Annotated in this window: 26 protein-coding genes; 18 read left to right on the forward strand and 8 right to left on the reverse strand. The window is 72.0% G+C overall.

Annotated features, from left to right (window positions below):
* The first annotated feature begins 231 nt into the window (after window positions 1-231).
* From CUT44_RS14005 to CUT44_RS14025, 5 genes are all read left to right on the forward strand, one after another.
* Entirely contained in the window at window positions 232-927 is a 696-nt protein-coding gene (locus CUT44_RS14005; RefSeq protein WP_100202296.1) for a hypothetical protein, read from the forward strand.
* A gap of 97 nt (window positions 928-1,024) precedes the next feature.
* The gene (locus CUT44_RS14010; protein WP_100202297.1) at window positions 1,025-2,698 is read left to right on the forward strand and encodes a DNA cytosine methyltransferase; all 1,674 of its coding nucleotides are present in this window, start codon (window positions 1,025-1,027) and stop codon (window positions 2,696-2,698) included.
* A 152-nt stretch (window positions 2,699-2,850) separates the two neighbouring features.
* Window positions 2,851-4,074 (forward strand): helix-turn-helix domain-containing protein, encoded by a 1,224-nt coding sequence (locus CUT44_RS14015; RefSeq protein WP_100202298.1) that lies wholly within the window; start codon window positions 2,851-2,853, stop codon window positions 4,072-4,074.
* 140 nt (window positions 4,075-4,214) lie between these two features.
* On the forward strand, window positions 4,215-4,643 hold the full coding sequence (locus CUT44_RS14020) for an ATP-binding protein (RefSeq protein WP_233221401.1): 429 nt from the start codon (window positions 4,215-4,217) through the stop codon (window positions 4,641-4,643).
* A complete protein-coding gene (locus CUT44_RS14025) occupies window positions 4,640-4,834 on the forward strand; it encodes a hypothetical protein (protein WP_100202300.1) in 195 nt (64 codons plus the stop codon). The genes CUT44_RS14020 and CUT44_RS14025 overlap by 4 nt, the downstream gene beginning before the upstream one ends.
* Window positions 4,835-5,277: 443 nt before the next feature.
* On the opposite strand, the gene CUT44_RS14030 is transcribed toward CUT44_RS14025, so the two are convergent.
* Window positions 5,278-5,646 (reverse strand): hypothetical protein, encoded by a 369-nt coding sequence (locus tag CUT44_RS14030; protein WP_146252225.1) that lies wholly within the window; start codon window positions 5,644-5,646, stop codon window positions 5,278-5,280.
* 246 nt (window positions 5,647-5,892) lie between these two features.
* On the opposite strand from CUT44_RS14030, the gene mobC reads away from it, so the two are divergent.
* From mobC to CUT44_RS14045, 3 genes are read left to right on the forward strand one after another with little or no spacing between them, the layout of a single operon-like run.
* Window positions 5,893-6,303 (forward strand): plasmid mobilization relaxosome protein MobC, encoded by a 411-nt coding sequence (gene mobC / locus CUT44_RS14035; RefSeq protein ID WP_100202302.1) that lies wholly within the window; start codon window positions 5,893-5,895, stop codon window positions 6,301-6,303.
* Window positions 6,303-8,066: a relaxase/mobilization nuclease domain-containing protein gene (locus tag CUT44_RS14040; protein WP_100202303.1), complete on the forward strand. Its 1,764-nt coding sequence runs from the start codon at window positions 6,303-6,305 to the stop codon at window positions 8,064-8,066. The genes mobC and CUT44_RS14040 overlap by 1 nt, the downstream gene beginning before the upstream one ends.
* Window positions 8,067-8,081: 15 nt before the next feature.
* Entirely contained in the window at window positions 8,082-9,218 is a 1,137-nt protein-coding gene (locus CUT44_RS14045) for a hypothetical protein (RefSeq protein WP_100202304.1), read from the forward strand.
* A gap of 60 nt (window positions 9,219-9,278) precedes the next feature.
* Here CUT44_RS14045 and CUT44_RS14050 read toward each other — a convergent pair whose 3' ends face one another.
* Genes CUT44_RS14050 through CUT44_RS14060 form a run of 3 tightly spaced genes read right to left on the reverse strand, consistent with a single transcriptional unit; the run spans window position 9,279 to window position 11,034 of the window.
* Entirely contained in the window at window positions 9,279-9,473 is a 195-nt protein-coding gene (locus CUT44_RS14050; protein WP_100202305.1) for a hypothetical protein, read from the reverse strand.
* A 26-nt stretch (window positions 9,474-9,499) separates the two neighbouring features.
* Window positions 9,500-10,564 (reverse strand): C40 family peptidase, encoded by a 1,065-nt coding sequence (locus tag CUT44_RS14055; protein WP_100202306.1) that lies wholly within the window; start codon window positions 10,562-10,564, stop codon window positions 9,500-9,502.
* Window positions 10,561-11,034 carry a helix-turn-helix transcriptional regulator gene (locus CUT44_RS14060; protein ID WP_100202307.1) on the reverse strand — a complete coding sequence of 158 codons (474 nt, stop codon included), beginning with the start codon at window positions 11,032-11,034 and terminating at the stop codon, window positions 10,561-10,563. The genes CUT44_RS14055 and CUT44_RS14060 overlap by 4 nt, the downstream gene beginning before the upstream one ends.
* A gap of 311 nt (window positions 11,035-11,345) precedes the next feature.
* Here CUT44_RS14060 and CUT44_RS33115 point away from each other — a divergent pair, with 311 nt between their 5' ends.
* Genes CUT44_RS33115 through CUT44_RS14100 form a run of 8 tightly spaced genes read left to right on the forward strand, consistent with a single transcriptional unit; the run spans window position 11,346 to window position 19,568 of the window.
* Window positions 11,346-11,636 (forward strand): hypothetical protein, encoded by a 291-nt coding sequence (locus CUT44_RS33115; protein ID WP_158239612.1) that lies wholly within the window; start codon window positions 11,346-11,348, stop codon window positions 11,634-11,636.
* On the forward strand, window positions 11,633-11,926 hold the full coding sequence (locus tag CUT44_RS14070) for a hypothetical protein (RefSeq protein ID WP_233221403.1): 294 nt from the start codon (window positions 11,633-11,635) through the stop codon (window positions 11,924-11,926). The genes CUT44_RS33115 and CUT44_RS14070 overlap by 4 nt, the downstream gene beginning before the upstream one ends.
* A gap of 10 nt (window positions 11,927-11,936) precedes the next feature.
* Entirely contained in the window at window positions 11,937-12,728 is a 792-nt protein-coding gene (locus tag CUT44_RS14075; RefSeq protein WP_100202310.1) for a hypothetical protein, read from the forward strand.
* Window positions 12,725-14,200 carry a hypothetical protein gene (locus CUT44_RS14080; protein WP_146252226.1) on the forward strand — a complete coding sequence of 492 codons (1,476 nt, stop codon included), beginning with the start codon at window positions 12,725-12,727 and terminating at the stop codon, window positions 14,198-14,200. The genes CUT44_RS14075 and CUT44_RS14080 overlap by 4 nt, the downstream gene beginning before the upstream one ends.
* Complete coding sequence (locus CUT44_RS14085) at window positions 14,197-15,651, forward strand: SCO6880 family protein (RefSeq protein WP_233221404.1); 1,455 nt, start codon at window positions 14,197-14,199, stop codon at window positions 15,649-15,651. Before CUT44_RS14080 ends, CUT44_RS14085 begins: the two co-directional genes overlap by 4 nt.
* A 2-nt stretch (window positions 15,652-15,653) precedes the next feature.
* Window positions 15,654-17,252 carry an ATP-binding protein gene (locus CUT44_RS14090; RefSeq protein WP_100202312.1) on the forward strand — a complete coding sequence of 533 codons (1,599 nt, stop codon included), beginning with the start codon at window positions 15,654-15,656 and terminating at the stop codon, window positions 17,250-17,252.
* Window positions 17,249-18,991: a type IV secretory system conjugative DNA transfer family protein gene (locus CUT44_RS14095; RefSeq protein ID WP_233221405.1), complete on the forward strand. Its 1,743-nt coding sequence runs from the start codon at window positions 17,249-17,251 to the stop codon at window positions 18,989-18,991. Before CUT44_RS14090 ends, CUT44_RS14095 begins: the two co-directional genes overlap by 4 nt.
* The gene (locus CUT44_RS14100; RefSeq protein WP_233221406.1) at window positions 18,981-19,568 is read left to right on the forward strand and encodes a DUF4913 domain-containing protein; all 588 of its coding nucleotides are present in this window, start codon (window positions 18,981-18,983) and stop codon (window positions 19,566-19,568) included. Before CUT44_RS14095 ends, CUT44_RS14100 begins: the two co-directional genes overlap by 11 nt.
* A 152-nt stretch (window positions 19,569-19,720) precedes the next feature.
* Here CUT44_RS14100 and CUT44_RS14105 read toward each other — a convergent pair whose 3' ends face one another.
* Together CUT44_RS14105 and CUT44_RS14110 are read right to left on the reverse strand one after the other, a co-directional pair.
* Window positions 19,721-20,203 carry a hypothetical protein gene (locus CUT44_RS14105; RefSeq protein ID WP_100202314.1) on the reverse strand — a complete coding sequence of 161 codons (483 nt, stop codon included), beginning with the start codon at window positions 20,201-20,203 and terminating at the stop codon, window positions 19,721-19,723.
* 162 nt (window positions 20,204-20,365) lie between these two features.
* Complete coding sequence (locus CUT44_RS14110; protein WP_199185706.1) at window positions 20,366-20,884, reverse strand: ribbon-helix-helix domain-containing protein; 519 nt, start codon at window positions 20,882-20,884, stop codon at window positions 20,366-20,368.
* 263 nt (window positions 20,885-21,147) lie between these two features.
* Here CUT44_RS14110 and CUT44_RS14115 point away from each other — a divergent pair, with 263 nt between their 5' ends.
* Both CUT44_RS14115 and CUT44_RS14120 read left to right on the forward strand, forming a co-directional pair.
* Window positions 21,148-21,531: a hypothetical protein gene (locus tag CUT44_RS14115; protein WP_100202316.1), complete on the forward strand. Its 384-nt coding sequence runs from the start codon at window positions 21,148-21,150 to the stop codon at window positions 21,529-21,531.
* Window positions 21,532-21,616: 85 nt separating this feature from the next.
* The gene (locus CUT44_RS14120; RefSeq protein ID WP_100202317.1) at window positions 21,617-21,850 is read left to right on the forward strand and encodes a hypothetical protein; all 234 of its coding nucleotides are present in this window, start codon (window positions 21,617-21,619) and stop codon (window positions 21,848-21,850) included.
* Window positions 21,851-21,967: 117 nt separating this feature from the next.
* Here the strand turns inward: CUT44_RS14120 and CUT44_RS14125 are convergent, their stop codons facing one another.
* Together CUT44_RS14125 and CUT44_RS14130 are read right to left on the reverse strand one after the other, a co-directional pair.
* The gene (locus CUT44_RS14125; RefSeq protein WP_100202318.1) at window positions 21,968-23,632 is read right to left on the reverse strand and encodes a hypothetical protein; all 1,665 of its coding nucleotides are present in this window, start codon (window positions 23,630-23,632) and stop codon (window positions 21,968-21,970) included.
* Window positions 23,632-24,027 carry a hypothetical protein gene (locus CUT44_RS14130; protein ID WP_100202319.1) on the reverse strand — a complete coding sequence of 132 codons (396 nt, stop codon included), beginning with the start codon at window positions 24,025-24,027 and terminating at the stop codon, window positions 23,632-23,634. The genes CUT44_RS14125 and CUT44_RS14130 overlap by 1 nt, the downstream gene beginning before the upstream one ends.
* Window positions 24,028-24,446 lie beyond the last annotated feature (419 nt).

Raw genomic sequence — 24,446 nt, forward strand, 5'->3', positions numbered from 1 at the left:
GGCATGAGCCCACTCGCCGGACCAGAACCAGCGAGACCCGCGCTGTTCGCCGAGCAGATCGAGCGGGACTCGGTCACTTCCACTGGGAAAGGACATCTGAGCTGCGGATTCGGCTTGACTTCAACCCGGAAACTTGATTGAATTAGCAGTGTTGGAAGGGGGCGGGAATCCCCGACCGGCGCCCGGGCCCACGGGTCCACACCGATCAACCTCAACGAAGAAGGAATTGCGATGACCAGCACGCCACGACTCGACCGCATCACGGCCGGCGGGACCAACGAGGTCTTCGACCGCATCCGTCTGGCCGACGGTCACACGCTCAGCCTCAAGACCCGTCCCGGCGCTGACACGGCCGACGAGGTCTTTCTCTTTCCAGGCCTGACCGTCCCCAACACGGAGGCCTGGGAGAACGAGGACCAGTGGGAGGGGTGGCTGACCGGCGGCGACCTCGGCGGGGAACCGCTGTACCTGGACGTCCCGATCGACGCCGTGCGCGACCTGATCCTCCAGCACGGCGGCGAGCACGAGGACCAGGAGAGCGAGGAGCCCGCGCCGGGCACCGAGGAGGCTGCGCCGGACCTGCTGCCTCAGATCGCCTACCTGCACGGCCGGTTCAAGGACGGTTACACCCCCGACGACGTTCGGAACGTCTTCGAATGCATCTACACGGCGGGCGGCCCGTACCTGGTCTGCGTGTGGGACTACGCCGACGAATACGGCTTCGGCGGCGACTCGCAGTTCTACGCCGAGGACGAGGACGGCGACCTCTTCGAGGTCCAGCCCGACATCCATCAGTGGCTCAGCGGCCAGCAGGAGACGCCCGGCCGGATGGACACCTGGGTGTGCGCGCCCGTCACCGAGCCGACGGAGTTCCCCGTCGGCGACGACTTCCACAACTACGCCCGACTCGACCGAACCGGCGGCTGACCGGCCGTCGCTGGCCGGGGGAGCGGGGCGGGAATCCCGCTCCCCCGGCCGGGGCCTCCCAGCCACACCGATCAACCTCAACGATCAAGGACAGGGCATGGAAGACACCTGTATGCGAAGCGGTGCCGACGGCGCTGCGGCGGATGGACAGGGGCGTCCGTACGCGAACGGGTTCCAGCCGGCCGTCTTCGAGTGGGACGGGTGGACGTGCGCCGACTGCGCCGTGTGCGGCACGGGCGCGGCGTGCGAGGACTGCGCTCAGTGCACCGCGTTCGCCGCACCGTACCCGCCGCACTGGGCGCGGGACTGGCAGGAGGGCGAGCCGGAGCGCGGCGTGGAGATCTTCGGCGGCCCCGGCGGCATGTCCGCCGGGCGGGGCCTGGTGGACGGCGGCGGCGACTGGGTGCTCATCGAGTGGAACCGGGACGCCGCGGCGACGGCGCGGGCGGCCGGTCACTGGGTGGTGGAGGCGGATGTCAGGACGCTCGACCCCCGCCACCCCGCCTTGCGCTGCACTCGCCGGTTCCACGGCTCTCCGCCGTGCCAGACCCTCTCCGGCGCGGGCAAGCGCGCAGGGTGGAACGCCGCCGAGATCTCCGAGCTCCAGTCGGTCATGTGGCAGGCGAGCGAGGCCTTCGGCTTCCTGGAAGTGGACGATCTGTGCAGCCTCTACGGCGGCCCGCACCACTACTTCGGCGACGTCATCAACGGCATGGAGGACCACCCCGACGCCGACGGCTGGGGCGAGTTCTGCGGCAGCGGCCACCTGCCTCCCTGTATGACCCCCGCGGACTTCCGCAAGTGGGCGGCGAGCGTGGTCTCCGACGACCGTACGGCGCTGATGGCCGAGATGCTGGTCTGGCCGATGTGCCTGGTGCAGATCGGCGCCCCGCTGGTGTCCATCACCATGGAGCAGAGCGCGAACCTGCTCAGGCAGAGCCCGGCCTTGGCCGAAGCCATTCAGTCCGAGATCACCAGCGTGGAAGGGTTCGGCTGGTCCTGGTGCTCGTGGCAGGTGGCGGACGCGGCCGACTACGGCGCGGCCACGCACCGCGAGCGCGCCTGGATGGTCGCCACCCGCTACGAGGAGCCCCGCTACGCGGACCACGTGGACGGCGACGAGGCGGCCCGCGCGATGTGGGCGCACGTCCTCAAGCGCACCGGCCGACTGCCGGACTGGGCGCCGGAACTCGACCGGAGGATCGAGCCCTACCAGGGGCGCCCCGTCCTGCCGACGGTGACCGTCGCGGCCGCGCTCGACCTCCCGGCGGACTGGTGGGCCGACACCCGCGGCAAGCGCGGGGTGAACCCCGCCACCGGCAAGCCCCTGGGCGGCGGGTCCTTCCCGCTCAACGAGGTCGGGCAGTGCGTCACCGCACCCTGGTACGGCATCAAATTCCGTCCCGCCGACGTTCCCCAGGGCGAAGGCACCGCCAAGATCACTCTGCCCGATCTCGGCGCGCTCGTTGGCTTCCGCCGCGACTACCCGTGGACCTACATCCCCACCCGCGCGGGCGCCCGGGGCGTGCGGAACATCGCACAGATGATCGCCGACGCGGTGAGTCCGTTCATGGGCGCGGCCGTCTCCTCCGCCGTCCAGGGCGAGGACTGGTACCGGCCGGTGGCCGCCTACCAGGCAGCGCTCTACCGGCTGGACACGCCAGGCCAGAAACCGAGCGACCGCCCCGCCGACGGCGGCCGCCCAGCCCCGCCCGCCCTGCGCACCGCGCGCCGGGAGGTCGAGCAGCTGGAGCTGTTCCCCGCGGCCTGACCGACGCCCACGGCGAAGCCCCGGCGGGCCGCTGATCTCCAGCGGCCCGCCGGGGCTTTCGGTCTCCTTCGGGTACTCGATTCAGTGACCGGTACTCCCGGATGCTCACGCACCGGTACCGTCCTGAGTGCGACGTCAGAACGGAGACCATCATGGCGTACGACGCTGAACATGGCCCGCGCACGTTCGGCCAGCGGGTCCGGCAGGCACGCGAGCGGCAGGGGAAAACGCGGCCGGTGCTCGCCGGTCTGGTGGGCCGCAGTAGCGAGTGGGTCAAGTCGATCGAGAACGACCGTCTGGCTATGCCGCGCCTGCCGCTCCTGCTGCGTCTGGCGGAGGCCCTCGGCGTGGGCGATCTCTCCGAACTCACTGGTGACGAGCGGCTGGCGGCCACCACCTACACCAAGGCGGCACATCCCTCGCTGCTGCGGGTGAAGGAGGCGCTGACCGACTACGAGTTGCTGGCCCGCGATGAGGAGCCCGCGCCGGCGGCAGCGCTGGCGGCCCGGGTCCGGCAGGCCTGGCAGGCCTGGCACGGTTTCGGTGACCACCGCAGCCGTGTGGCCGACATCCTCCCGGCCCTGCTGGCAGATCTCCGGCACGCCGCCCGCACACACGAGGGAGTCGAGCGCCGACGGGTCCAGGTGAGTCTCGCGCAGGCCTACCACCTGGCCCAGCTCTACCTCAGCTACCAGCCCGCGCCGGAGCTGGTGATGCTCACCGGCGACCGGTCCATGACGGCCGCCCAGGACGCCGACAGCCCGCACGCCATCGCCGCCTCGGCGTGGTACCTCAACCACGTCTACCGCGACGCCGGAGAACGCCACGAGGCCCGCGTGGAACTGGCGATGGACTCCCTCCAGCTGCTCGACGCGGACCGCGGGCACGAGGACATCGCGCTGGGCGGGCTGCTGCACCTGGCCGCCGCCCTGTCGTACGCGAAGGTGGGGCAGAAGGGCAGCGCCGAGCGGCACTGGGACAAGGCGGATGAGGCCGCCCGCCGTCTCGGCGACGGCTACGCGCACCCGTGGCTGATCTTCGGCCGGGGCATGGTCGACGCGTACGCGATCACGATGAACACAGATCTGGTCCGGTCCGGCGCGGCCGTCGACGCGGCCACGCACATCGACCTCGGCGCCATGCAGTCAGCCACCCGCCGCAGCTTCCACCTCGTCGAGACGGCCCGCGCGTACAGCCTGGAGGGCGAGCCCGTCGCGGTCGTGCACCTGTTGAGGAAGGCCTACGAGGTCAGCCCGGAGACGGCGCGCTTCAACCTGTTCGCCCGGGGCACGGCCGCCGAGTTGGTGGACAGCGGCGGAGCCCTGGTGCGCGACGACGCGCGTGACCTGGCGCGTCAACTCGGCGTTGCCGCATAGGGGTACAAGCTGTACCCCTTCGAGGGGTACAGCTTGTACCCCTCCCGCAGGGGGTAGCGACTGTACCTGTCGCTGCCCCCTACGGCATTTACGGTCGTGGCTTCGATCCACCACCGACCCGAGGTCTGGCGATGCCCGGCATGACCGCAGTACGGCCCCGCAGAACGGGGCACCCCGGCTACAACGTGACCAAGACGCGCACCCCGCAGACGGCCCAGGACGCCCGCCGCCTGGCGCGCGTGGCGCTGTGCGCATGGGGGCTGGAGAACGCGGCGGAGACGGCGGCGCTGCTGCTGTCGGAACTGATCGCCAACGCGGTCCGGCACGCCTGCGGCCCGTCGATCCGCATCGTCATCGACCGCCCCGCGCAGGACCGGGTCTATGTGGCCGTGGTCGACCGGGCGCCCCGGCAGGTGCCGGAGGTGCGCGCGCCCGGGCCGGAGGCGGTCAGCGGGCGCGGCCTGGTCCTGGTCGAGGAGCTGGCCGACCGGTGGGGCTGCGAGGTGCTGGGCCCCGTACGGCGGCCGTGGGGCAAACGCGTATGGGCTGAGATGACGGTGAGCCGATGAGCGGGCACGAGGACCTGCCGAGGGTGGGTGATGAGGTGCTGGAGAACCAGGTCCGCGCGATCGTCACCGACATCCGCAGCGGTGTGATCTGGCTGCGCGCCGCCGGGCGGGAAGAGTGGCCGGCGGAGGACCCGGGGAAGCTGCGGGTGAGGAGAACCCGCACCGAACTGATCGCCGCGGGGGAGTTGTGAGCACCTGCCGCCGCAGCGGGCCGTAGCCCGCCTCGAACCCCGTTGCCCGTGCCGCCCCCGTCACGGGCAACGGCTGGAAGCGGTGCCCCGGGACCACCCCGTGATGGGTCCCGGGGCACCGCCGCGCCCCAGAGACTTCCCGGCCTTCCAACCCCCCACCGGGCGGCAGCCGCACAACCCACCCCGGCGGGTGGCGGGCCCAGGGGCGCCGACCCTTTTTCCTCCCTCCCCGTCAAGGCCCTTTCCCAGGCCGGGGGACGGAGTGTCAAGGTGGAGCGCCCGCACCGCAGACGCGTCGCGAGGAACGAGCGACGCGGCGAGGAGCGGACGTACGACCTTGACACGGAGGAGACCGGCCGGACACTGAATCGGCCGGGGAGGGAAGTCACCAGATGCCAAAGGGGCCCCGCGAAGCGGGGCCCCTTCTCTGCGTCTTGTTGCTGTCAGTCGGACAGGTTCCCGGCGGCCGCGGCCACAGGGCCGCCGGTGTTCTCCTGGGCGGGAATGGCCGGAGCCGGGGCAGTGGTCGCCGAAGTCGCGGCGGCCGCCTTCCTCGTTCCGGAGCGCCGGGTGCGCGGCCGCCCCTTCGGGCGCTTGGCCGGTTCGTCCGCGCCGAGCGCCTTCAACTCCTCCGCACTCCAGCCCGCCGCTTCCGCGGCCGCGAAGGCCTTGCCGTACGGCTCATCCAGGGCGGCCAGCTTCCGCTGGAGCTCGCCGCGTTCCTCCAGGATCTGAGCCAGAGGCTCGATGGCCTTTGCCCGGGCCGCCTGGATCTCTTCCATCCGTCGCAGGATCTCGTCTGCACTCGCCATGCCGGGCATGGTAGCCGCCCCGGCTCTGGGGCAGGCATTGCGGGATGCCCAATCGCCGCAGCTCACGAGGGTTTTGACCATCGTCCAGGAACACCCGGCACTTTGATCAGATGCAGTAACCGCCGGAAGCGAGTTAGTGCCTAATGGAACATTAGGCATCGTCATGCGGCGGATCTTGACGCTACGCTGTCCGCCGCATGACGGGGTCCGAGCACGGACCGGAGGCGAGAAGCTACGGGGGTTTTGGTGGCTGCCAAGCAGCGTCCGCGGCGCCGGGAGAGACAAGAAGAGGCGCCACGGAAGCGGCGCGTGAACCTGGCGTTCAACGACGCTGAGCTCGCGATCGTGCAGGAGGCTGCAAGCCGAGAGAACATGGCGCCCGCCGCATGGGCGGCACGCGCAGCGCTGGCTGTGGCTGCGGAGACTGTGGTGCCGGTGTCAGTCGACGCCAAGGAGGTACTTCAGGAGTTGATCCAGTCACGCGGTCAGCTGCGGCGTATCGGCAACAACCTCAACCAGGTCGCCCACGTTCTGAATGCCGAGGGTGAGATGACCGACGAGCAGGTACAGGCGGTCCTGGCGCGTGTCCAGGCGGCGGTGCGGCGGGTGGATGAGGCCACCGTGCAGCTGATGCGTGAGCGGCGGCCGCGGCTGTGATGCCGAAGAAGGCCCGGGACGGCAACGACACCTCCGGCCTGCTGCACTACCTGTACGGGCCGGGTAAGCGGGACGAGCACGTGGATCCGCACATGGTAGCCGCCTGGGATCCCTACATCGAGGACCCGGCACGCTCCCCGAACATGACGATCACCGACCTCGCGCTGGTCCTGGACGCGCCCGTGCACGCACTGCTGGGCAAGAAGCCCGCCAAGCACGTCTACCACGTGGCGGTGCGCAATCCGCCGGAAGACCGGCAGCTGACGGACCAGGAGTGGGCGCGGGTGGCGTGCGAGCTGATGCACGCCGCCGGCGTCGACCCGCACGGCGACGGCCACGGGTGCAGGTGGGTGGCGGTCCGGCACGCCGAGGACCACATTCACATCGTGGCGACGAAGGCCAGGCAGGACGGACGGCAACCCAACCTGCGGCAGGACATCGTGCGGATGCACGAGGTTGCGCGCCGCTTCGAGGTGGAGCTGGGGCTGCGCCGCCTGATTCACGGCGACAAGACCGCGCGGAAGTGGCCCAAGACCGGAGAGGCGGAGAAGGCGGCCCGGCGTGGACTGCCGGAGACCGCTCGCGAGGTGTTGCAGCGCACCGTTCGGGAGGCGGCCGCGGCCGCCGCGAGCGATGCCGACTTCTTCGCCCGGCTGAGTGCGGGCGGGGTCCGGGTGAAGCAGAGAATCGCGCCGGACGGCAACCTCACCGGCTACGCGGTCGCCCTGCCCGGAGACCGCGACGGGCAGCAGGAACCCGTGTGGTTTTCCGGGGCCCGGCTGGCAGCGGACCTGTCGCTGCCCCGGGTCCGCGAGCGGTGGCAGCACCCCGTCTCGCCGCCGACCGCCGCGCCGACGGAAGCGTGGCAGGCAGCGGAGGAGAAGGTGCGGCGGGCGGCCGAGCAGCTGGGCGCTGGAGGGCTGCACCAGGGCGCCGGGGACGTGGCCGCGCTCGGGGACCTGGTGGTGGTTGCGGCCGTGGTCTCCCCGCGCCTGGTGCGCGACCGGATCCGTGAGGCGGCGCGCGAGTTCGAGCGTGCCTCGCGGGCACCGACCGCCCGCAGTCTGGAGGGCCAGGCGCGCGGGCTGTACCGCGATTCGTCGCACCTGCTGTCGCAGTCCGCGGCCGCGGGCCGCCCCAGCACGGCGGCCGTGCTGGGACTGCTGCTCGCTTTGGTGACGGCCGTGGAGGCCTCCCGACGCTGGCACGAGGCGCAGGAGTACCGCGCCCAGGCGCACGCCGCCGGACGGGCCGGGAAGCTGCTGCGGGAGGCGGTAGAGGTGACCGCCGGAGCGGCAGCGGCTCGGGAGTACAGGCCCAGCCCGAAGAAGAAGGCACCGGCCCGGTCGGGCACCGGGCAGCGGCTGGCGGCCGCAGCGGGCGGGCGGCCGATGGCGGGCGCCGTCCAGCAGGCCGTCCCCGCTCACGCCCGGGCCGTTTTGGCGGATCCGGCCTGGCCCGCCCTGCGCACGCGCCTGGTGGAGATCGAGCGGTCGGGCGAGGACCCGGCCGAGGTGCTGGCCACGGTCGCCGCCCGGCGGGAACTGGGCTCAGCGGACTCGGTGGCGGAGGTGCTTTCATGGCGCCTGGACGGATGGCGCAGGCAGCGCGGTGCGGCCGCGGCCGCCACCGGCCCGCGCCCGTCGGCGACGTCCGCGGGCGGCACCGGGCGCGGCGGCCCGGCCCGCACGACAGGGGCGCCCGCGCCGACTCGGCGCACGCCCGGCGACGAGCAGCGCAAGGGCCCAGGCCGGGCCCGTTGACGAGGGGAGAGCACGATGGCGACACCCACGGGAGATCCGGTCGGCGACGCGGCAGGCGAGGCGGTGCAGACGTCCATCATGGCGGTGCGTCTGGCCCTGGCCATTGCTGATGCGGTGCGGCGGCAGCAGCAGCGGAAGCAGGACGCGGAGGAGGAGTTGCCGCCTGCCGAGCAGGCGGTGAACGAGACGGCCGCCGAGGTGAAGACCCTCGTCCCGCCGGACATCTCCGCCGCGCTGATGACGGGAGCGGACTGGCCGCAGATGGCGCAGCAGCTGGCAGGGCTGCGCCGCGCGGGCGTGGACCTGGGCGAGTTCCTGCCGCGCGTCGGGGAGATCGCGGTGACGGTGCGGGACGCGGTCGCCGCGAACACCGCCCGGGTGGCCGAGGAGGGCACCAGGGAGTGGGAGCGCATGCTGCGCGAGACACTGCCGGCGGGGCCGGTACGCGAGGCGATCTTGTCCTCCCCGACGTGGCCGGACATCGCGGCGACGATGGCACGGCTGGACGAACGCGGTGCCGACGTCAGGTCGATCCTCGCCTCCGCACACGACGAGGGGGTCGGTGTCGACACCGCGGTGGCGCGGGTGCTCGCGGCGGATGCGGCACCGGCCACGAGCCGGGACGCGATGCTGTCGTACGGGCCGCTGACGACCGGGCTGGACATCCCCAAAGATCTGGACCTGGGCAACCGGGCGCGGGCGCTGCGGCAGCTGGCCATCTCCCCGGCGGAGAACGAACGCTACGGGCGGTGGATCCGCGAGGCGATGCCGGGACGCGAGCGGGAGGCCGACCTGCTGCTGTCGGCCCGGCAGTGGCCGCTGGTCGCCGCGCGGATGGCTCACATGGAGTCCAACGACGTGCCGGTGCGCGAGCACCTGAACCGCCTGATGCAGGACACCTCCTGGGAGCAGGGGCCCAAACCGCAGCTGGGTTCACGGCTGGTGCAGGCCGCCAACGACGCACTGCGCCGGCCGCTGGGAGATGCGGCCGCCTCGCGGGTGACGGTGAACACGGCGGCGGCCCGGGCGCAGTCGGCGACGCTGGACCCTACTAAGCACCAGGCGGCCAAGGGCACAACGCCTGCGGAGGCCGGAGTCACCCCGCACCGGCAGCAGGCCGGACCCGCGCCGACGCGCGGCAAAACCCGGTAGCCCCCGGGCCCGGAAGAGACGAGCGCCGCAGACCCGGCCCGGGGCTGCGGCGCTCGCCGCTTAGCGGACCGCTTCGCTCAGCTCGAACATCTGCTGGGTCATGCCGCGCATGTCCTCGCCGGTCGACAGCAGGGCGTGGACGAGGGCGAGCGTCGCGTTCACGCTGGCGCGCTGGCCCGGGTCGGTGATGCTCTCCAGGTCGTCGGCCGCCCGGTGTGCGTGGTCCAGGGCGCTGGTGTAGTGGCTGTCCTGCACGGGTTCCTCCTTGGTCGCGGCGGAGTTCAGGGGCGGGTGGCGCCGAAGTAGTCGCCCTCGGGCATGGCGGAGGTCAGGGGAGCGACCTTCACGTCCTGCCCGGTGCGCGGGGCGTGCACCACGTTGCCGTCCCCGGCGTAGAGGGCGACGTGGTAGATGCCGCCGGATCCGCCGTGGCTCCAGAACAGCAGGTCGCCCACTTTCAGGTTCTTGCGGGAGACGGGGCGGTCGGAGGTGGCGCCGTACTGGGCGGCCGCGACGCGCGGCAGTTTCAGGTCCGGCCAGTAGGCGTACTGCACGAGAGAGGAGCAGTCGAAGCCGACGGTGGAGGAGGCGGAGCACCGCCCGCCCTGGTAGCCGTTGGTGCCGTCGCAGAAGCCGGTGCTGGGGCCGCCCGGTCCGCCGCCGCCCCAGGCGTAGGGGGTGCCCAGCCGGGCGGCCGCCTTGCGCAGGGCGTCCGCGCCGTGTCCGGAGCCGGAGACCTCCAGCAGGCCCGGGCCCTGGAAGCGGGGCATGGTGGCCAGGATGGTCCGCACGTAGTGGTAGGTCTCGCCGCCCGCGAAGGACTTCGGCGGCACCCCGCGGAACTGTTCCACCCGCCCCCACCCGGCGTTGTATCCGGCCAGCGCGAGCGCCCGTGCGTCCCCGCCGTAGCCGGAGGCCTTGGCCTGCTTGAGCAGGGAGCACATCATGCGGCCCTGCGCCATGACGGCGTCGCCGATGTCCCAGGGGGAGGCCTCGCCGTTGCCGTCGGCGTCCCGTCCCCAGGTGGCCCAGGTGCCCGGCATGAACTGGGCCGGTCCCTGCGCGCCGGCGGAGCTGGTGGCCGCCTCGCGGCTGGTGGCGAACCGGGACTCCTGCCAGAGCTGGGCGGCCAGCAGCGCCGGGGTCAGCTCGGGATGGCCGCACTCCTCGGAGGCCTTGAGGATCCAGGGCCGGAACTCCGCCGGGACCCCTTGCAGTCCGCCGCCCCCGTCGGAGGTCTCGATGGCTTCGGCGTCGCCGTCGACGAGCACCATCGCCACCAGGCCGACGGCCGCCAGTAAGAGCAGGGCGGCGCCGCCCGCGGCGGCTCGGATGAGTACCTTCACGCGTCCCCCCGCGGCTGCGGTCTTCTTCGCCGGTGTGCCTGCGCTGCTGCTGCGACTTTCTGTCGTACTAGATCACGGGATGCCTGCTGTGCGCTCACCCATTGGGTGAGCGTCAGCCCGTACGCGGCTGCCCAGGCGGCCGCCGAGCGCACGCCGGTCACGCCGCGTTCGACCTGGGAGACCATCTGCCGGACCACGCCGATACGGGCGGCCATCTCAGCCTGGGTCAGTCCGAGGCGGCGCCGGGCGTCGCGTAGGGTCTGGGAGGGCCCACTGGGAGTGAGTTCGCTGAGCGGCACGGCCAGGGCCCGGGCGAGGGCGACGGCGACACGGGGGCGCGGCTGGTGAGTGCCGGATTCGGCGGAGCGGACGGTGTTCGGGCTCACCCCGGCGGCGGTGGCCAGGTCCTCGATGCGGATGCGGGCTTTGAGACGCAGGGCCCGGGCCCGCGCACCGTCGTACGACGTCACCTCTTGCTCGACCTTTCACCACGCAGAAAATGCCACTCAGATTTGCCAGCGGATCACGCTAGCCTCAGTAGTCCCACAGCCCAAGATCTTCGCTGACAAATGCAGGCAGACAGGGGGGAGTTGTGGCGATCACCCAGCCGGGGACAGCGGTCCCGCCGGCCGGTGCGGGGGTTGACCTCCGCTACGCACTGATCCCGGTCCACGGATACGGCATCGCAGGGGCGACGGTGGCCCGGATGCTCGACCCCGAGGGGAGGGGCGCGGCCCGCTTATTGCACCCTGGCGAGCCCGTCCCGTCCGGGGCGTGGCCGGTGCTGCTGGCCGATACCACCGTGTACGGCGCGACGTGCGTGGAGCACGTGCTGCGCAGCTGGCCCGCCGAACTGCCGCGCCCGTGGCTGGTGCTGGTCTCCGACGCGCCCGCCGCGCCGGTGCCCGCCGCGCGCTACCGCATCCGGGCCCTGGGGGGCCGACTGGCAGGCGCCGCGACAGTGCCCTACCTGCCGGTCCTGCGCACGGTCGAGGGGGCTGATGAGGCCCTGGAGCACAAGGACGTACGGGTCGCGGCCGAGAAGCTGCGGCGTCAGATGGAGGGCAAATGATGATGGACATGGCCGTGGAGCTGGTCACGCTGGCTGACGGCATCCCCGGGGCCAAGCCCACGGAGATTCCCGGGCTGAGCGGGCCGGTGTCCAAGTTGTTCGGCTACGGCCTGTGGCTGCTGATCCTGGCGGGCGCCGGGGGCACGGGGTTCGGCGTCTACAAGCTGGCGGTGGCGGACAAGTCCCGCCACGGCGGCGGATCCGAGCCGTTCAAGTGGATGGGGGGAGGAGTGGCCACGATCCTCCTGGCCGGTTCGCTGATCACCATTCTCAACGGCATCGCGGGCTGAGGCGGCGGAGATGTCACGGACCAGGGGAACGTGGAACACCAAGGGCATCTGGCTGGTGGGCGCGGCGCTGGCGGCGGTGCTCGCCCTGACGGGCTACGTGCTGCTCGGCGGAGACGAGGACGGCTCGGACACCTCGGGCAAGGGCGGCGCGAGCCCGTCCGGGTCCGCCAGTGCCGCGCCGACCTACAAGGCGCCGGAGCAGTGGACCGAGCCGGAGCGCTGGACGGCGCTGCCCCGAGGAGAGCGCACCGACGACCGCGGCAGCGCCGTTGGTTTCCCGCGCACCACCGAGGGCGCGGTGGCGATGGCGGCGGCCGCCAACACCACCACCGTCGAGGCCGATCGCAGCAACGTCGACGAGCAGCTGCGGATCTACCACTCCTACCTCTCCGAGGCCGACCGGACCGGTGAGAACGCCGAGGCCGTCGAGCTGAACGCGTTGCAGACCGACAAGATGCTGCGCAAGCAGATGGGGGTCGGCGCCGGGCAGCCGCTGCCGTCCGGCGCCTATGTGCGCAACTACGTCGTCGGCTACCAGGTCGTCACCGAGACGGACGGCGAGGTCGGCGTGTGGCTGCTGACCCGGGTGACGCAGAAGACCGGCGAGCTGGAGAAGGAGAGCAGCTCCTACACCCGCACGCTGGCCGGCGTGGTGTGGGAGGGCGGCGACTGGAAGCTGTCCGCCGCGGCCACCGAGCGCGCCCAGCACCAGGCCCAGACCCAGGGTGAGCCGGAGATGGTGGCCCCCGGCGACGCGGAGTTCAACGCGGCCGGGTGGACGGCCATCCGGGAGGCGTCGTGAGGCGTCGGCTGGCAGCGCTCCTCCTGGCGCTCTTGGCGGTGCTGGGCCCGTCGGCGGTGCCCGCGGCCGCCGACGACGGGCCGGTCGACAAAGGCATCGAGGTTGCGTGCCGGATCGGGACGGGCCCGGTCCTGGGCACCATCATGCGGGGCGCCACCAAGGCCACCGGTTCGGAAGTGTGCGCGGCGATCGGCGAGGTCGGCGAGGAGAAGATCAAGCAGGAGTGGAAAGGCGTCTGGGAGAGCGTCCTGGGCGATGTCATCAACACCTCCGCCGACGTGGTGAAGTGGACCATCAAGAAGGTTCTGACCGTCGCCCTGCTGGGGCCCAGCCTGGATCTGAAAGCCACCGGGCTGTTCGGAAGGGACGCCACGCTGGCGGGCATGATGACCTGGCTCGGGCTGGTGGTCGCCACCGCCGGGGCGATGTGGCAGATCGGCAAGATGGCCCTCACCGGGCAGAGCAAGCACGTCGGGCGGGCGATGCTGGGCTGGGTGGAGAACACCGTCCTGTCCGTGGCCGGTGTCGCCATGATCGCGCTGCTGCTGGCTGCCGGAGACGCCCTGGCCGCCGGTCTGGTCGAGGCCACGTTCAAGGACGACGGGAAGGCCTACGAGCGGATCGTGGCGGTGATGGTGCCCACCGCGGTCTCCAACCCCATCACCATGCTGGGCATCGTCGCGGTGCTGCTGCTGGTCGGCTTCATTCAGCTGATTCTGGTGTTCTTGCGGCAGAGCGCCATCCCGATCCAGTGCCTGCTGCTGCCGGTGGCCGGCGGCGGCCGGGTCGGCGGTGACGCCACCCGCCAGTGGGCACCCCGCCTGATCACCTCCATCTGCGTGGTGATCGCCTACAAGCCGATCCTCGCGCTGATCATCTGCACCGGGTTCGCCGAGTTCGGCCGGGCCCAGACCCTGGCCGAATGGCTGCGCGGGTGCGCCACCCTCATCCTGGGAATCCTCGCGCCCGGCCCTCTGACCAAAATCTTCGCCCCGTTCGGCGAGGCCGTCGGAGCGGGGATGACCTCCGGTGGCATCAGCGGGGCGTTCGCCGGGGCCGCGGGCTACTTCACCGGCAAGCACCGCAGTGACAGCGGCGGCGACGGCGCCCGTCCCATGACCCCCATGGAGTACGCCCGGTACGTGGAGCAGTCCATGGGCAGCCAGGGAGGCCGGGACGGAGCCGCGGGGGAGAGCGGCGGCGAGGCGGGCCGCGACGCCCAGACCCAGGCAGCCCGCAACGAGTCCGGCCGGGTGCCCCGGCAGCCCGCCCCCGGCGAGGGCCCGGCCGCAGGCACCGGGACCGCGGCGGCCGGCGGCCAGAGCGCAGGCGCCGGAACACCCGCAGCCGCAGCCGGTGCCGGGAGCGCGGGCGCGGGCGGTGCGGGAATGGCCATCCAGGTCCTGGACGGCGTGAACAACACCGTCCAGGGCGCGAGCGGACAGATCGGAAGTGGGGGGCAGTCGCAGTGACCAGCCAGCACGAGGTACCCGGCGCCCTCATGGTCGACGGGTTCCGCACCCGCCGGAGCTTCGGCTTCGGCGGGCTGTCCAAGACCGCCACGATGGTCGGGGCCGCGGCCCTGGTGGCGGAGGGCATCGTCGGCACCCAGGCGCCGGTCACCTTGCTGGTCACCGTCCCGGTCACCCTCGCGGTCCTCGCGCTGGCCGCCTCCCGCCGCCACGGCATGTCCGCGCTGGCCTACTACTGGGCCAAGCTGTCGTGGCGGCGGGCCGCCCGCATCGATGCGACTTCCTACCGGCGGGTGCTGCTGCCGCACCCGTACGCGCTGGACCTGCCCGGCGTCGGCGCCTCCTCCACCCTGATCCGGGCCTACGACCCCACCACCGGCAAGCGCGTGGGCGTCGTCCACGACCGCGCCAGCGGCCACATGACCATCACCACACTGCTCGCCCCCGGCGGCAGCCTGATGGCCCCCACCGGCGCCGTGCAGAGTTCGCTGCGCACCTGGTCGAGCGTGCTGGACGCCATGTCCACCGACGACCAGGTCAAGGGGGCGAGCGTGACCATCCAGATCACCCCGGGTGCGGGGGAGGCCCTCGGGGACGACGTGCAGGCCCGCCAGGACCCGGACGCCCCCCGGCTGGCCAAACGCATCGTCAGTGAACTGGTGCGCACCACCCCGCACGCCACCGCCTCGGTGGCGCCGTGGATGTCGGTCACCGTCGACCCCGCCGCGTCGGCCAACGCGCCGACCGAGCTGTCCGACCAGGTCGCCGAGGCGCTGAAAGTCGTGGACTCGCTGGACCTGTCCGGCACCGGCACCGACATCGAGCGCCGCGCGACCGACGTCGACCTGCGCCGCCTGGTCCGTGCCGCCTACGACCCGGCGGTCTTCAACGCCCGCGACCAGGAGTTCGAGGACCTGTCCTGGTCGGAGTGCGGGCCGATCGCTGCCGACGACGGATGGGAGGAGTACGCGCACGACGGCGGGGTGTCCATCAGCTGGGTGCTGCGGGAGATGCCGCGCCGCCCCATCGCCTACAGCGTGCTGCTGCCGCTGCTGGCCCCGGGCCGCTTCCAGCGCCGCATCACCTTGGCCTACCGCGTGCTGGACCCGCACGAGGGTGAGGCGGTGCTGGAGCGGGAGATCAGCCACGCCCACCAGCGTGCGCAGGCCACCGCCGAGGTCAAGGGCCGCGCGAAGTGGTCCCAGCGGGCCGATGCCCAGCGCGCCGAGCAGGCCGCCGCCCAGATGGCCGGAGGCTCCCAGGTGGCGGACTGGACGCTGATGGTGACCGTCACCGCCCGCAGCACCGCCGAGTTGCCCGCTGCCCGCCAGGAACTGGAGCGGGCGGTGAAGGCCACCCGCGGCATCCGCATGCGTCCCGCCTACGGCGCCCAGGCCGCCGCCTTCGCGGCCGGGCTGCCGCTGGGCTACAACCCGCTCGTGAAGGACTGACCATGGCAGCACGCAAGTCCCGGCCGCCGGCGGTGACCACGCCCAAGCGGCTGGTCCGGCAGATCGAGCAGGCCCCCACCCGCGAGGAACGCCGCGAGCAGCGGCGGCTGCGGGGCCGGTTCGCTCCCCGGCTGGGGTGGGGCGGCCGGTTCGGCGGCCGCGCGGCGGTCGAGGACCCCGGCACCGTCTACACCGGCCCCACCAGCCAGGCCGGCGGCATCTACCCCTTCCTGCTCGGGTCCGGCCTGCCGCCGCGCGGCGTGCCGGTCGGGCGGGACGTGCTCACCGGGGAACTGGTGTGCATCGACCCCTCGGGCTGGACGGGGAAGCTGACGACCAACCCGGGCGTGTGGGTGATGTCCCAGCCCGGCGCGGGCAAGAGCGCGCTGGTCAAGCGGATCTGCCTGGTGTACTGCGCCTACGGGCATATGGTCGTGGTCCCCGGCGACGTCAAGGGCGAGTACACCGAGCTGGTCCGCGAACTGGGCGGCTCGGTGGTGCGGATCGGCGACGGCACCGGCCGGATCAACCCGCTGGACTCCGGCCCCCTCAAGGGCCGGGTGCAGTCCCTGCCCGTCGAGCGGCGCGAGGCCCTGCTGGACGTCCTCAACGGCCGCCGCCTGGAGACGCTGGTCGCTCTGCTGTCCACCAAGCACGGACTGGGCCGCAGCCCCAACGAAGTCGAGCGCAGCGCGCTGGACACGGCCGTCCAGGTCGCCTCCGCCGCCCAGGAATCGGGCAGCGACCCCGTCGTCAAGGACGTCGTCGACGTCCTGCGGGCCGCCCCGGAGGTACTGCGCACCAAGCTCGCCGCCGAGGGCGAGCGCTACCAGGACCTGACCCGGTCGGTCATCGCCGGACTCGACAACCTCATCGGCGGCCCCCTAAAGGGCCTGTTCGACGGGCCGACGACCACCCCGCTGGACATCAACGCCCCCGCGGTCTCCGTGGACATCTCCGCCCTGCGGGCCCGCGGCAACGACGTCGTGTCCGCCGGGATGATCGCCACGTGGGCGTACACGTATTCGAGTATCGACTCCGCCCGCAGCATCGGGCTGATGGACCGCAAGTTGGTGCTGCCCATGGACGAGATGTGGCGGGCCCTGCGCAGCGGCCCCGGGCTCGTGGACGCGATGGACGCGATCAGCCGCCTGAACCGCACCACCGACGATGTGACGATCTACGTCACCCACAGCTTGCTGGATGTCGAGGCCCTGCCCACCGAGATGGACCGGGCCAAGGCGCGCGGGCTGATGGACCGGTGCGACACCTGGGTGCTGGGCGCCTCCACCGCCGAGGAACTCGGGCGGGTGACCGGCAAGAGGATGCTGACCGAGCAGGAGGTCATGATGGTCAGTTCCTGGGCGTCGGCGACGTCCACCGGGCTGGACATCGACCCCACCACCTACGACGGCGAGGACGGGGCCCGCCCGGCGGAGGAGGAGGCCGCCCGGCACCCGGGCCGCGGCAAGTATCTGATCAAGCTGGGCACCCGGCCGGGCATCGCGGCCGCGCTCGACCTCACCGCGACCGAGCAGCGGCTGTACCGCACGGACACCAACCGGCGCCGGGTGACCACCACGGGGGGCGGCAGCCGATGATGATGACCGAGTCCGACCGCGCATGGGCCCTGGGCGGCATCGTCTTCGGCAGTGCGGTCACCTTGTCCGCCGCCAGCTGGGCCGGGGCCGCCGCCGGTGCGGTGCTCACTGGCGCCGAGGTCGCCCCTGCCTCCCCGCTGACCGTCTACCGCATGGCCGCCGACTGGTCCGCGGTGTGGCCGCACTCCTCCACCGCCTCCGCGGTTGGCGCCGTGCTGGTGGACGTGGTCGCCGTCGCCCTCCTGGCGTGGGGGCTGCGCTGGGCGTTCCGCTGGTTCCGGAACCCTTCCCACCTGGCCACGCTGCACCAGGTGCGCGAGCTCACCCCCAAGCACGCCGCGCGCACCGCGACTCGGCTGCGGGCCTCCCTCAAGGGGGCCGACCCCAAGAAGATCCCTGCCCGCGACCGGGGGGTGCTGCTGGGGGACCACCTGCCTTCCAGGGTGGAGCTGCGCGGAAGCGACGAGGACACCTACGTCGCCATCATGGCGCCCCGCGCGGGCAAGTCGACCTCGTTGGCCATCCCCGTGGCCGAGGAGGCCCCGGCGAGCCTGCTGATGACCTCCAACAAGCCGGACGTCTACGCCGCCACCCTCGCCTCCCGCTCCCGGGTTGGGCACGCCTGGATCCTGGACACCCAGGGGGTCGCCCAGGCCGAACGCGAGATGTGGTGGGACATGGTCGCCCAGGCCGAGACGCTGGAAGGCGCCGAGCGCCTGGCCTCCCATTTCGTCGTCCAGATCACTTCCGAGCAGGCCGACCCGTTCTGGTCCCAGGCCGCAGGTGACCTCCTGGTCGGCCTGTTCCGGGCCGCGTGGTGGGACGGCGGCAGCGCCCGGGACGTCATGAAGTGGCTGTCCGACCCCAACGAGAAGGCGCCCATGCGGGTGCTCTACAACCACGAGCCGGTACTGGCCGAACAGGTCGAGTCCTCCGTCAACATCGCGGAGGAGACGCAGAGCGGCATCTATCAAAACGCCCGTACCGCGGTGTCCGCGCTGCGCGACGAGAAGGTCCTCGCCTGGGTGACGCCGGACAAGCACCGGCCCCGCTTTTCCCCCGAGGCCTTCGCCACCTCCCGCGACACCCTGTACCTGCTGAGCAAGAAAGGCGGGCCCGCGAGCGCGGTCATCGCCGCCCTCGCGGACGCGGTCTTCACCGCCGGCACCGAGGCGGGCGAGCGCCACGGCGGCCGCCTGCCCGAGCCGATGCGCGCCGTCCTGGACGAGGCCGCCAACATCTGCCGCATCGCCGACCTGCCCGACCTCTACAGCCACCTCGGCTCCCGGGGCATCACCCCGTTCGTCATCCTCCAGTCCTACCGCCAGGGCGTGAAGGCGTGGGGCGAGGTCGGCATGGACGCCATGTGGTCGGCCGCCACGAAGAAACTCATCGGCGTCGGCCTGGACGACGCCAGGTTCGCCAGCGACGTCTCCACCCTCACCGGCGCCCACTACGTCGGCCGCAGCTCGTACTCCAAGAGCAAAGAGGGCTACTCCTACAGCGTCGGCGAGCAGCGCGAGCAGGTCATGGACCCCGCCGAGATCCGCGCCATGAAGAAGGGCACGGCCCTGCTGATGTCCACCGGCATGCCCGTCGCCCAGATCGCCCTGCGGCCCTGGTACGCGGAGAAGGTCATGGCCCACATCGGTGAGCAGATGAAGACCGAGGAGCAGGCCATCACCAAGCGGGCCGTCGCGGCGTATGAGGAGAGGAGGGCAGCGCGCGGTGGCCGATGAGCCGGACGGGGTGCCGGAGCTGAACGTGCCGGTCGGCATGTTCGAGGACATCGAAGACCTCAAGACCCAGCTCACGGCCCTGACCGCCCAGGTCAGGACACTCACCGGGGACGCCGGGGCCGACCCGGGCGAGGCCTTGGCTGACGAGGAGGCAGCGGCCGGTGGGGAAGCCGCCGACGCGGAAGAGGAGTGGCAGTACCCGCCGTTCATCCTGCTGCTCGACCCTCCCCAGTACGACGACGAGCTGCGCGCCCTGATCGAGTGGGTGGAGGGCGTCCTGGTGCCCGGCTACCTCGCCGAACCCTCGGCCGATGCCCGCTGGTGCCACCTGTGGTTCGAGCACCCCGTCGCCATCGCCCGCCTGCACGCGTGCTGGCTCGCCTGGCAGGAGCTGACCGACCCCGCCACCTGCGGCTACACCGGGCCCAGCGTGTGGCACCGTGACCACCTGGACCCCTGCATGCGCGAGCTGCGCGCCTCCACCGGCCCCTTCGCCGGGTGCACCAAGGGTGAGCACCAGATCGACCACCGCATGCCCGGCACCGTGCCCAGCGCCTGGCGGCACGGTGACGACTGACCGGGCCTCGGAAGCTCCCACACAGAGGCGCCGCCTGACTTGCCATTCTGGCCAGATAACCCATGGGCCCCGGCTCCCTGTTCAGCAGGGAGCCGGGGCCCATGTCACTCACCCAGCATGTTCACCCGTTCTCAGGGCAGGGCCAGTGGGTTTCAGGTGTCGGCACGGTCGGCGGGCGTCATGCCGAGGACGCGGGTGGTGGTCTCCTCCACCGCGGCGTGGATGGCGGCCACCAGCTCGGTGCGGGCGTCCTCGGTGAGGTCGGGATGGGTGGCGACCTGCACGGCGACCTCGTAGCCGCAGGTGGTGGAGCGGACCGCGAACGGTTCATGCGGCTGGAGTCCGGCGGCGCCGAGGCGGACGGCCCAGGCGGAGGTGTCGGAGGCCTTGCGGGCCAGCTCGAAAACCTCCTCCCGGGCCTCCTCGTAGGCGGTGAGGTCGGCCCAGTCGTCTTCCTCGTCGTCGTCGAGGAGTTCGTTCCACGTGGCGGGGGCGCCGGCCGCGACGGTGGACGGCACGGTGCGGTCGGCCATCAGGTCGCCGAAGTCGGCGAAGTCGGTGTTGCGGGCGATGGCCTGGCGTAAGCCAGTGGCCGCGTCCACGAGGTCGGCGTCGGTGTAGGCGCGGGTGTTCATGGCGTGATCTCCTTGGGTGTTGTGGGGCGGCCCGCCTGGTTGGGTCAGGCAGGCCGCTCCCGGCTTCCGTGGCGGATCAAGCGGGGGTGTCGTAGCCCCGGCGGGGCCCGTCGGGCACGGACTCGGTGCACGGCTCGCCCTCGCTGATTCCGGCGGGGCTGGTCACAGGCTGGCGGCCACCAGGCGGCGGATCATCTCGGCGCGCGGGATTCCCTCGGCCTTGGCTCGCTCGTCCAGGGCCGCAAGCACGTCGTCCGGGAGCCGGGTTTCGACCTTGGTGCCCACCGCCGGGCGTCCGCCGAGGTTCGGACCAGCCTCCTCCTCCAGCTCGCCGAACCACTGCTCGACCGCGTCGTCCTCGTCGTTGCGCAGCAGCCAGTCCTTCGCGGTTGCATCATCCACGAACTCGTACTTGCCCTCCGAGCCCTCCCACTGGGACCAGGTGTTGAGGACCCAGCGGCCACCCTTGGTGCGGTAAAGGGCCTGGTGGCCGAACTGTCCAACAGGGTTGACGGAGACGTTGTTGTTCCCGTCCCACCGAGTCCCCTCGTCGTACTTGATGGCGGAGTCGGGGTTGAACCAGCCGACAAGCTGGGGGCCGTCTTGGCCGTATTCGCTGATCGGGTAGGCGAAGACGTTGACGCGCGGCATACTTCCTCCCTTGCTGCGGAATTTCCGCATGCCTAAACCATTGCATAGGTTCCAGCATGCGTCAACCAAGTCTAGTTTTCCGCATGCGCATTCAGGAGTGAGGGCGCGAGGCTCCTCGGCGGGTGCGTCGAACAGGGGGTGGGTCCGCCGCCTGCCGTCTGACGGCGCGATGGAGGTCGGCTGGGCACTGGAAGCCGGTCGCCGGGAAGGGCTTGCAACCTTGCATCACGTGATGCATAGTTGTGGCTGTGAGGCAGAGGGAACAGCCCGAAGCCACGGAGAAGGAGCCTCCGATGATCACCCTTGTCAAGTCCGACGTCACCGGCCAGACCGCCACCTTCCACCGGTTCGAGGGCGGCGCGCTCTACAAGTTCACCGACGCCGACGAGACCATTCACGTCCAGCCCACCTACCTCGGGCAGCCGGAGCGGGAGGCGGTCACCATCAGCCTCGGCTCTCCGACGGACCGGAGCGGCTACCGCCTTACCGGGCTGAGCGTGGGTGACTACCTTCTGACCGGTGTGGTCATGTGTGCTGGCCCCGGGCTGACCCCCTGCCCGCACCCGCAGGCCCCGACCGACTACCCGCTCCCCGACATCCAGGACGAGGCCACCCGCGCCGACGCCGCCGACCTTCTGTGCGAGATCGCCCAGCACTTCTACTCTCTCGCCCGGTAACCCCCTACCTCCACCCATGCGAGCGGCCCGCCACCGGATGCCCCCCGGCGGCGGGCCGCTCCGGCACGAGAAGGAGCCCCGCACCATGACCGACGATAACGGCCGCGAGTGGTGGACGATCGCCCAGGTCGCCGCCTACCTCGGCGTCAAAGAGGCGTCCGCCCGCGGGCAGGCATCCCGCTGGGGCATCACCCGCGCCCATGTCACCGGTGCCAGCGGGCGCGCCGAGGCCCGCTACGACGCTGCCGAAATCCGTGAAGCGCATGCCGCCCGGCCCGGCCGCGGCGCTCGCACCGACAGGCGCCCCCGACAGGGCTGACCACGCAACCACGACGGCGCCCCCGCGTCTCCATCACAGCGCGGGGGCACCGCCGTGTCCCAGGGCATAGCCCTTGTGGCCGACTACTCCATCCGCGCCGCTTCCGGTGCTCCCATATCAGCGGGTGCGCCTTCGCTGCGGGGATTGCTGCCCTGCCGGGAGGTGCGCCGGGCGGTTTTCGGACTGCGGGGCTGTTCGGCGCTGGTCGGACACGGTGGTGGACCTGGAGCGGGCCGCGGCCGCTGAAACCCTGACGCTTGCCCCCTCGGCGGCGGCAGGAGGAGGCGGGGGGGTCGGCGCATGCTGGACGGCCGCGTCGAGCCGAGCGCGGAGCATCTCGGCGCCGCTGCCGTGCGCGATCGTCACCAGCTGGTCGGCAGCTTTTTGAGCGGCCCGAGCGGTGGGCGTATACGTGTCGGTGAGCGCGTTGAGCTGTTGCACGGTGGGCGGGTAGAACCGGCCGTGCGTCTCGCCCACATGGAGCGGACGGCGGTCGATGTCGTGGGTCACGAGCCCTCCCGCGACGTGCTGCACGTGGTGAGGGCCCGCTTCGGCGAGGGCCCGACCGGTGGCCGGCAGCCGGTAGAGGCCAGTGAGCAGAGGTTCCAGCCCGCCGACCTCATCGAGCATCGCCGCTACGTCCCGGGCGGCTCGGGGACCGTTCTCCGGCAGCCAGTCGGATCCGTAGAGGAACCGGCCGATCCGCACTGCCATGGCGTGCGCGTCGGCGGTGACCGGATGCGGCTGAGTGCGCGGCAGCAACCCGGCACGCCCCAGCCGCTTCACGTCGTAGGCGTAGCGGGGCAGGGACGGATGCTCGCGGGGATCAGCGGTGTCCACGAACCAGCGCCAGGCCTGGGCGGTGTGCTGCCACGCCTGCGCGGCGGTGCGGAGCCGGGCCGCACCGTCGCCCAGCGCGGCGGCCACCGGCTCGGTATGCGCGGCGCCCATCTCCAGCAGGACGCGCCCGGCCAGCAGATGCCCCATCGCCATGGACCGGGCGATCTGCTGGAGGTCGGAGCCGCTGAAAGGCCGTTCCTGCCGGGAGGCCTGGAAGGCGGCGCGGACGAGCCTGTCCCCGTCCTCGGCGAGCCCGTCGAGAACGGGGGTGGTGTCCAGCTGATACTGGCGGGGCGTCAGAGCAGGCGCGAAGGGCAGAGCCGCCATCTCCGCGGGGGCATCCTGATTGGCCTGGCGGCCGAACACCGCGGCCCGGTCGAGGGCATCGCGCGTCCCCTCCAGCGCCGCACGGACCGTCGACGGCGAAGTCCGGGAGGCCAGCTGGTCCGCGTACCGCCCCGCCGCCCACGCCACATCGGCGACCCGGCGCAGCACATAGCGCTGTGCGCGGGCCTGGGCGATCACCACCACGTACGGGGTGGTCGGGCGGCCGTCGGGATCACGGTGGCTGCGCAGCAGATCCCGGCTGATGGCCAGGCGTTGCCCCGCGGCCTCCAGAGAGCCGGAAGGGGAGAAGGGGACGACAGGCCCCCCGCTCAGCTCAGCCGCTTGCGCCACCCGCTCCGCAGCGGTACTCAGGTAGGCCCGCAGGTCCGCACTCGTCTCCGACATGACCGTGTGGACCGCGCCGGACGCACGCGGCAGGTGTCCGGGGTCACGGGCGTACTGCTGCGGGTACGCCCTGAGCTGATCCACCAGCTCGCGCAGCGAGGACACCAGGGCGCCCAACTGCTCGGGCGCGAGGACAGGCGGAAGCGTGCGGGCAGCGGATTGGACCTCTTCTGCGGCCGCGTCGAAGGTCTCGCCGAGCGTGAGAGGCATCAGGCCGCCCGCGCGGTCCGCAGGCAGCGCGCCGCACCGACGGCGCGAGCGGCCGCCGCCCGCAGCGCCTCAGCGTCTTCCCCGCCGCCTTCGGCCAGCGCGGCCAGACACCGCCCGGCCTTCTCCAGGACGCCGACGCACTCCGGCAGAGCCGCCTCATGGTCGAGCAGGGCCACCGGCCGGCCGGCGGGCAGCGGCAGCAACGCCCGGCCCGCCGTCGCGGCCTCAGCGGCAGCCAGAACCTGGAGCTCGTCGTACCCCGGCTGCCAGGCCACCGCGTCGGCGACCTGCTGCCCGGCGTCGAACGCATCCCACGAGGCTGCCAACACCGCGAGGCGGTCCCCGCCATCCAGCGCGGCGGCGACATCAGCGAGTGAGGATGTACCGGTAGACACTGTGCTCCCCCTAATCGATCCGGTTGCTGCCTGCATGCTTACACGCGCCCGGGACGCCCGGCAGGAGGGTTTGCGGCCCTGTGGATGAAACCGGGGCTGTGGACAATGCCCCGGAGGTGGCGGCCAAAGCCCGGACCGCGCGAAGTCGGGCCAGCGGCTGGCCCGATGCCTCTGCCAGGCAGGGAGAGGTCCGGTGTGCCGTATAATGGGCCCTCAGGCCTGTGGCCTGTCCGCCGGTTACGGCATCCGGGGCACTTCGCCGGGACGCTTAAAAAAAAGCCCTACCGGTGTGACCCGAATCACGGCAAAGTACAAAAAGACCTGATGGCCGCCTACGTAGGGCTTACTACTCGTCGAGTCGAGGCCCCGGCTGTAGCAGCGCACGCCAACCAGGTGGGGCCTCACGGATCAAAGGCCCT

It is taken from the genome of Streptomyces carminius (genome assembly GCF_002794255.1).
Lineage (GTDB): Bacteria > Actinomycetota > Actinomycetes > Streptomycetales > Streptomycetaceae > Streptomyces > Streptomyces carminius.

Bases quoted from the DNA above. Each gene is read 5' to 3' on its own strand.
- CUT44_RS14005 (WP_100202296.1), top strand. From the start codon at position 232: ATGACCAGCACGCCACGACTCGACCGCATCACGGCCGGCGGGACCAAC.
- CUT44_RS14010 (WP_100202297.1), top strand. From the start codon at position 1,025: ATGGAAGACACCTGTATGCGAAGCGGTGCCGACGGCGCTGCGGCGGAT.
- CUT44_RS14015 (WP_100202298.1), top strand. From the start codon at position 2,851: ATGGCGTACGACGCTGAACATGGCCCGCGCACGTTCGGCCAGCGGGTC.
- CUT44_RS14020 (WP_233221401.1), top strand. From the start codon at position 4,215: ATGACCGCAGTACGGCCCCGCAGAACGGGGCACCCCGGCTACAACGTG.
- CUT44_RS14025 (WP_100202300.1), top strand. From the start codon at position 4,640: ATGAGCGGGCACGAGGACCTGCCGAGGGTGGGTGATGAGGTGCTGGAG.
- CUT44_RS14030 (WP_146252225.1), bottom strand. From the start codon at position 5,646: ATGGCGAGTGCAGACGAGATCCTGCGACGGATGGAAGAGATCCAGGCG.
- CUT44_RS14040 (WP_100202303.1), top strand. From the start codon at position 6,303: ATGCCGAAGAAGGCCCGGGACGGCAACGACACCTCCGGCCTGCTGCAC.
- CUT44_RS14045 (WP_100202304.1), top strand. From the start codon at position 8,082: ATGGCGACACCCACGGGAGATCCGGTCGGCGACGCGGCAGGCGAGGCG.
- CUT44_RS14070 (WP_233221403.1), top strand. From the start codon at position 11,633: ATGATGATGGACATGGCCGTGGAGCTGGTCACGCTGGCTGACGGCATC.
- CUT44_RS14075 (WP_100202310.1), top strand. From the start codon at position 11,937: ATGTCACGGACCAGGGGAACGTGGAACACCAAGGGCATCTGGCTGGTG.
- CUT44_RS14090 (WP_100202312.1), top strand. From the start codon at position 15,654: ATGGCAGCACGCAAGTCCCGGCCGCCGGCGGTGACCACGCCCAAGCGG.
- CUT44_RS14095 (WP_233221405.1), top strand. From the start codon at position 17,249: ATGATGATGACCGAGTCCGACCGCGCATGGGCCCTGGGCGGCATCGTC.
- CUT44_RS14105 (WP_100202314.1), bottom strand. From the start codon at position 20,203: ATGAACACCCGCGCCTACACCGACGCCGACCTCGTGGACGCGGCCACT.
- CUT44_RS14110 (WP_199185706.1), bottom strand. From the start codon at position 20,884: ATGCGGAAATTCCGCAGCAAGGGAGGAAGTATGCCGCGCGTCAACGTC.
- CUT44_RS14115 (WP_100202316.1), top strand. From the start codon at position 21,148: ATGATCACCCTTGTCAAGTCCGACGTCACCGGCCAGACCGCCACCTTC.
- CUT44_RS14120 (WP_100202317.1), top strand. From the start codon at position 21,617: ATGACCGACGATAACGGCCGCGAGTGGTGGACGATCGCCCAGGTCGCC.
- CUT44_RS14125 (WP_100202318.1), bottom strand. From the start codon at position 23,632: ATGCCTCTCACGCTCGGCGAGACCTTCGACGCGGCCGCAGAAGAGGTC.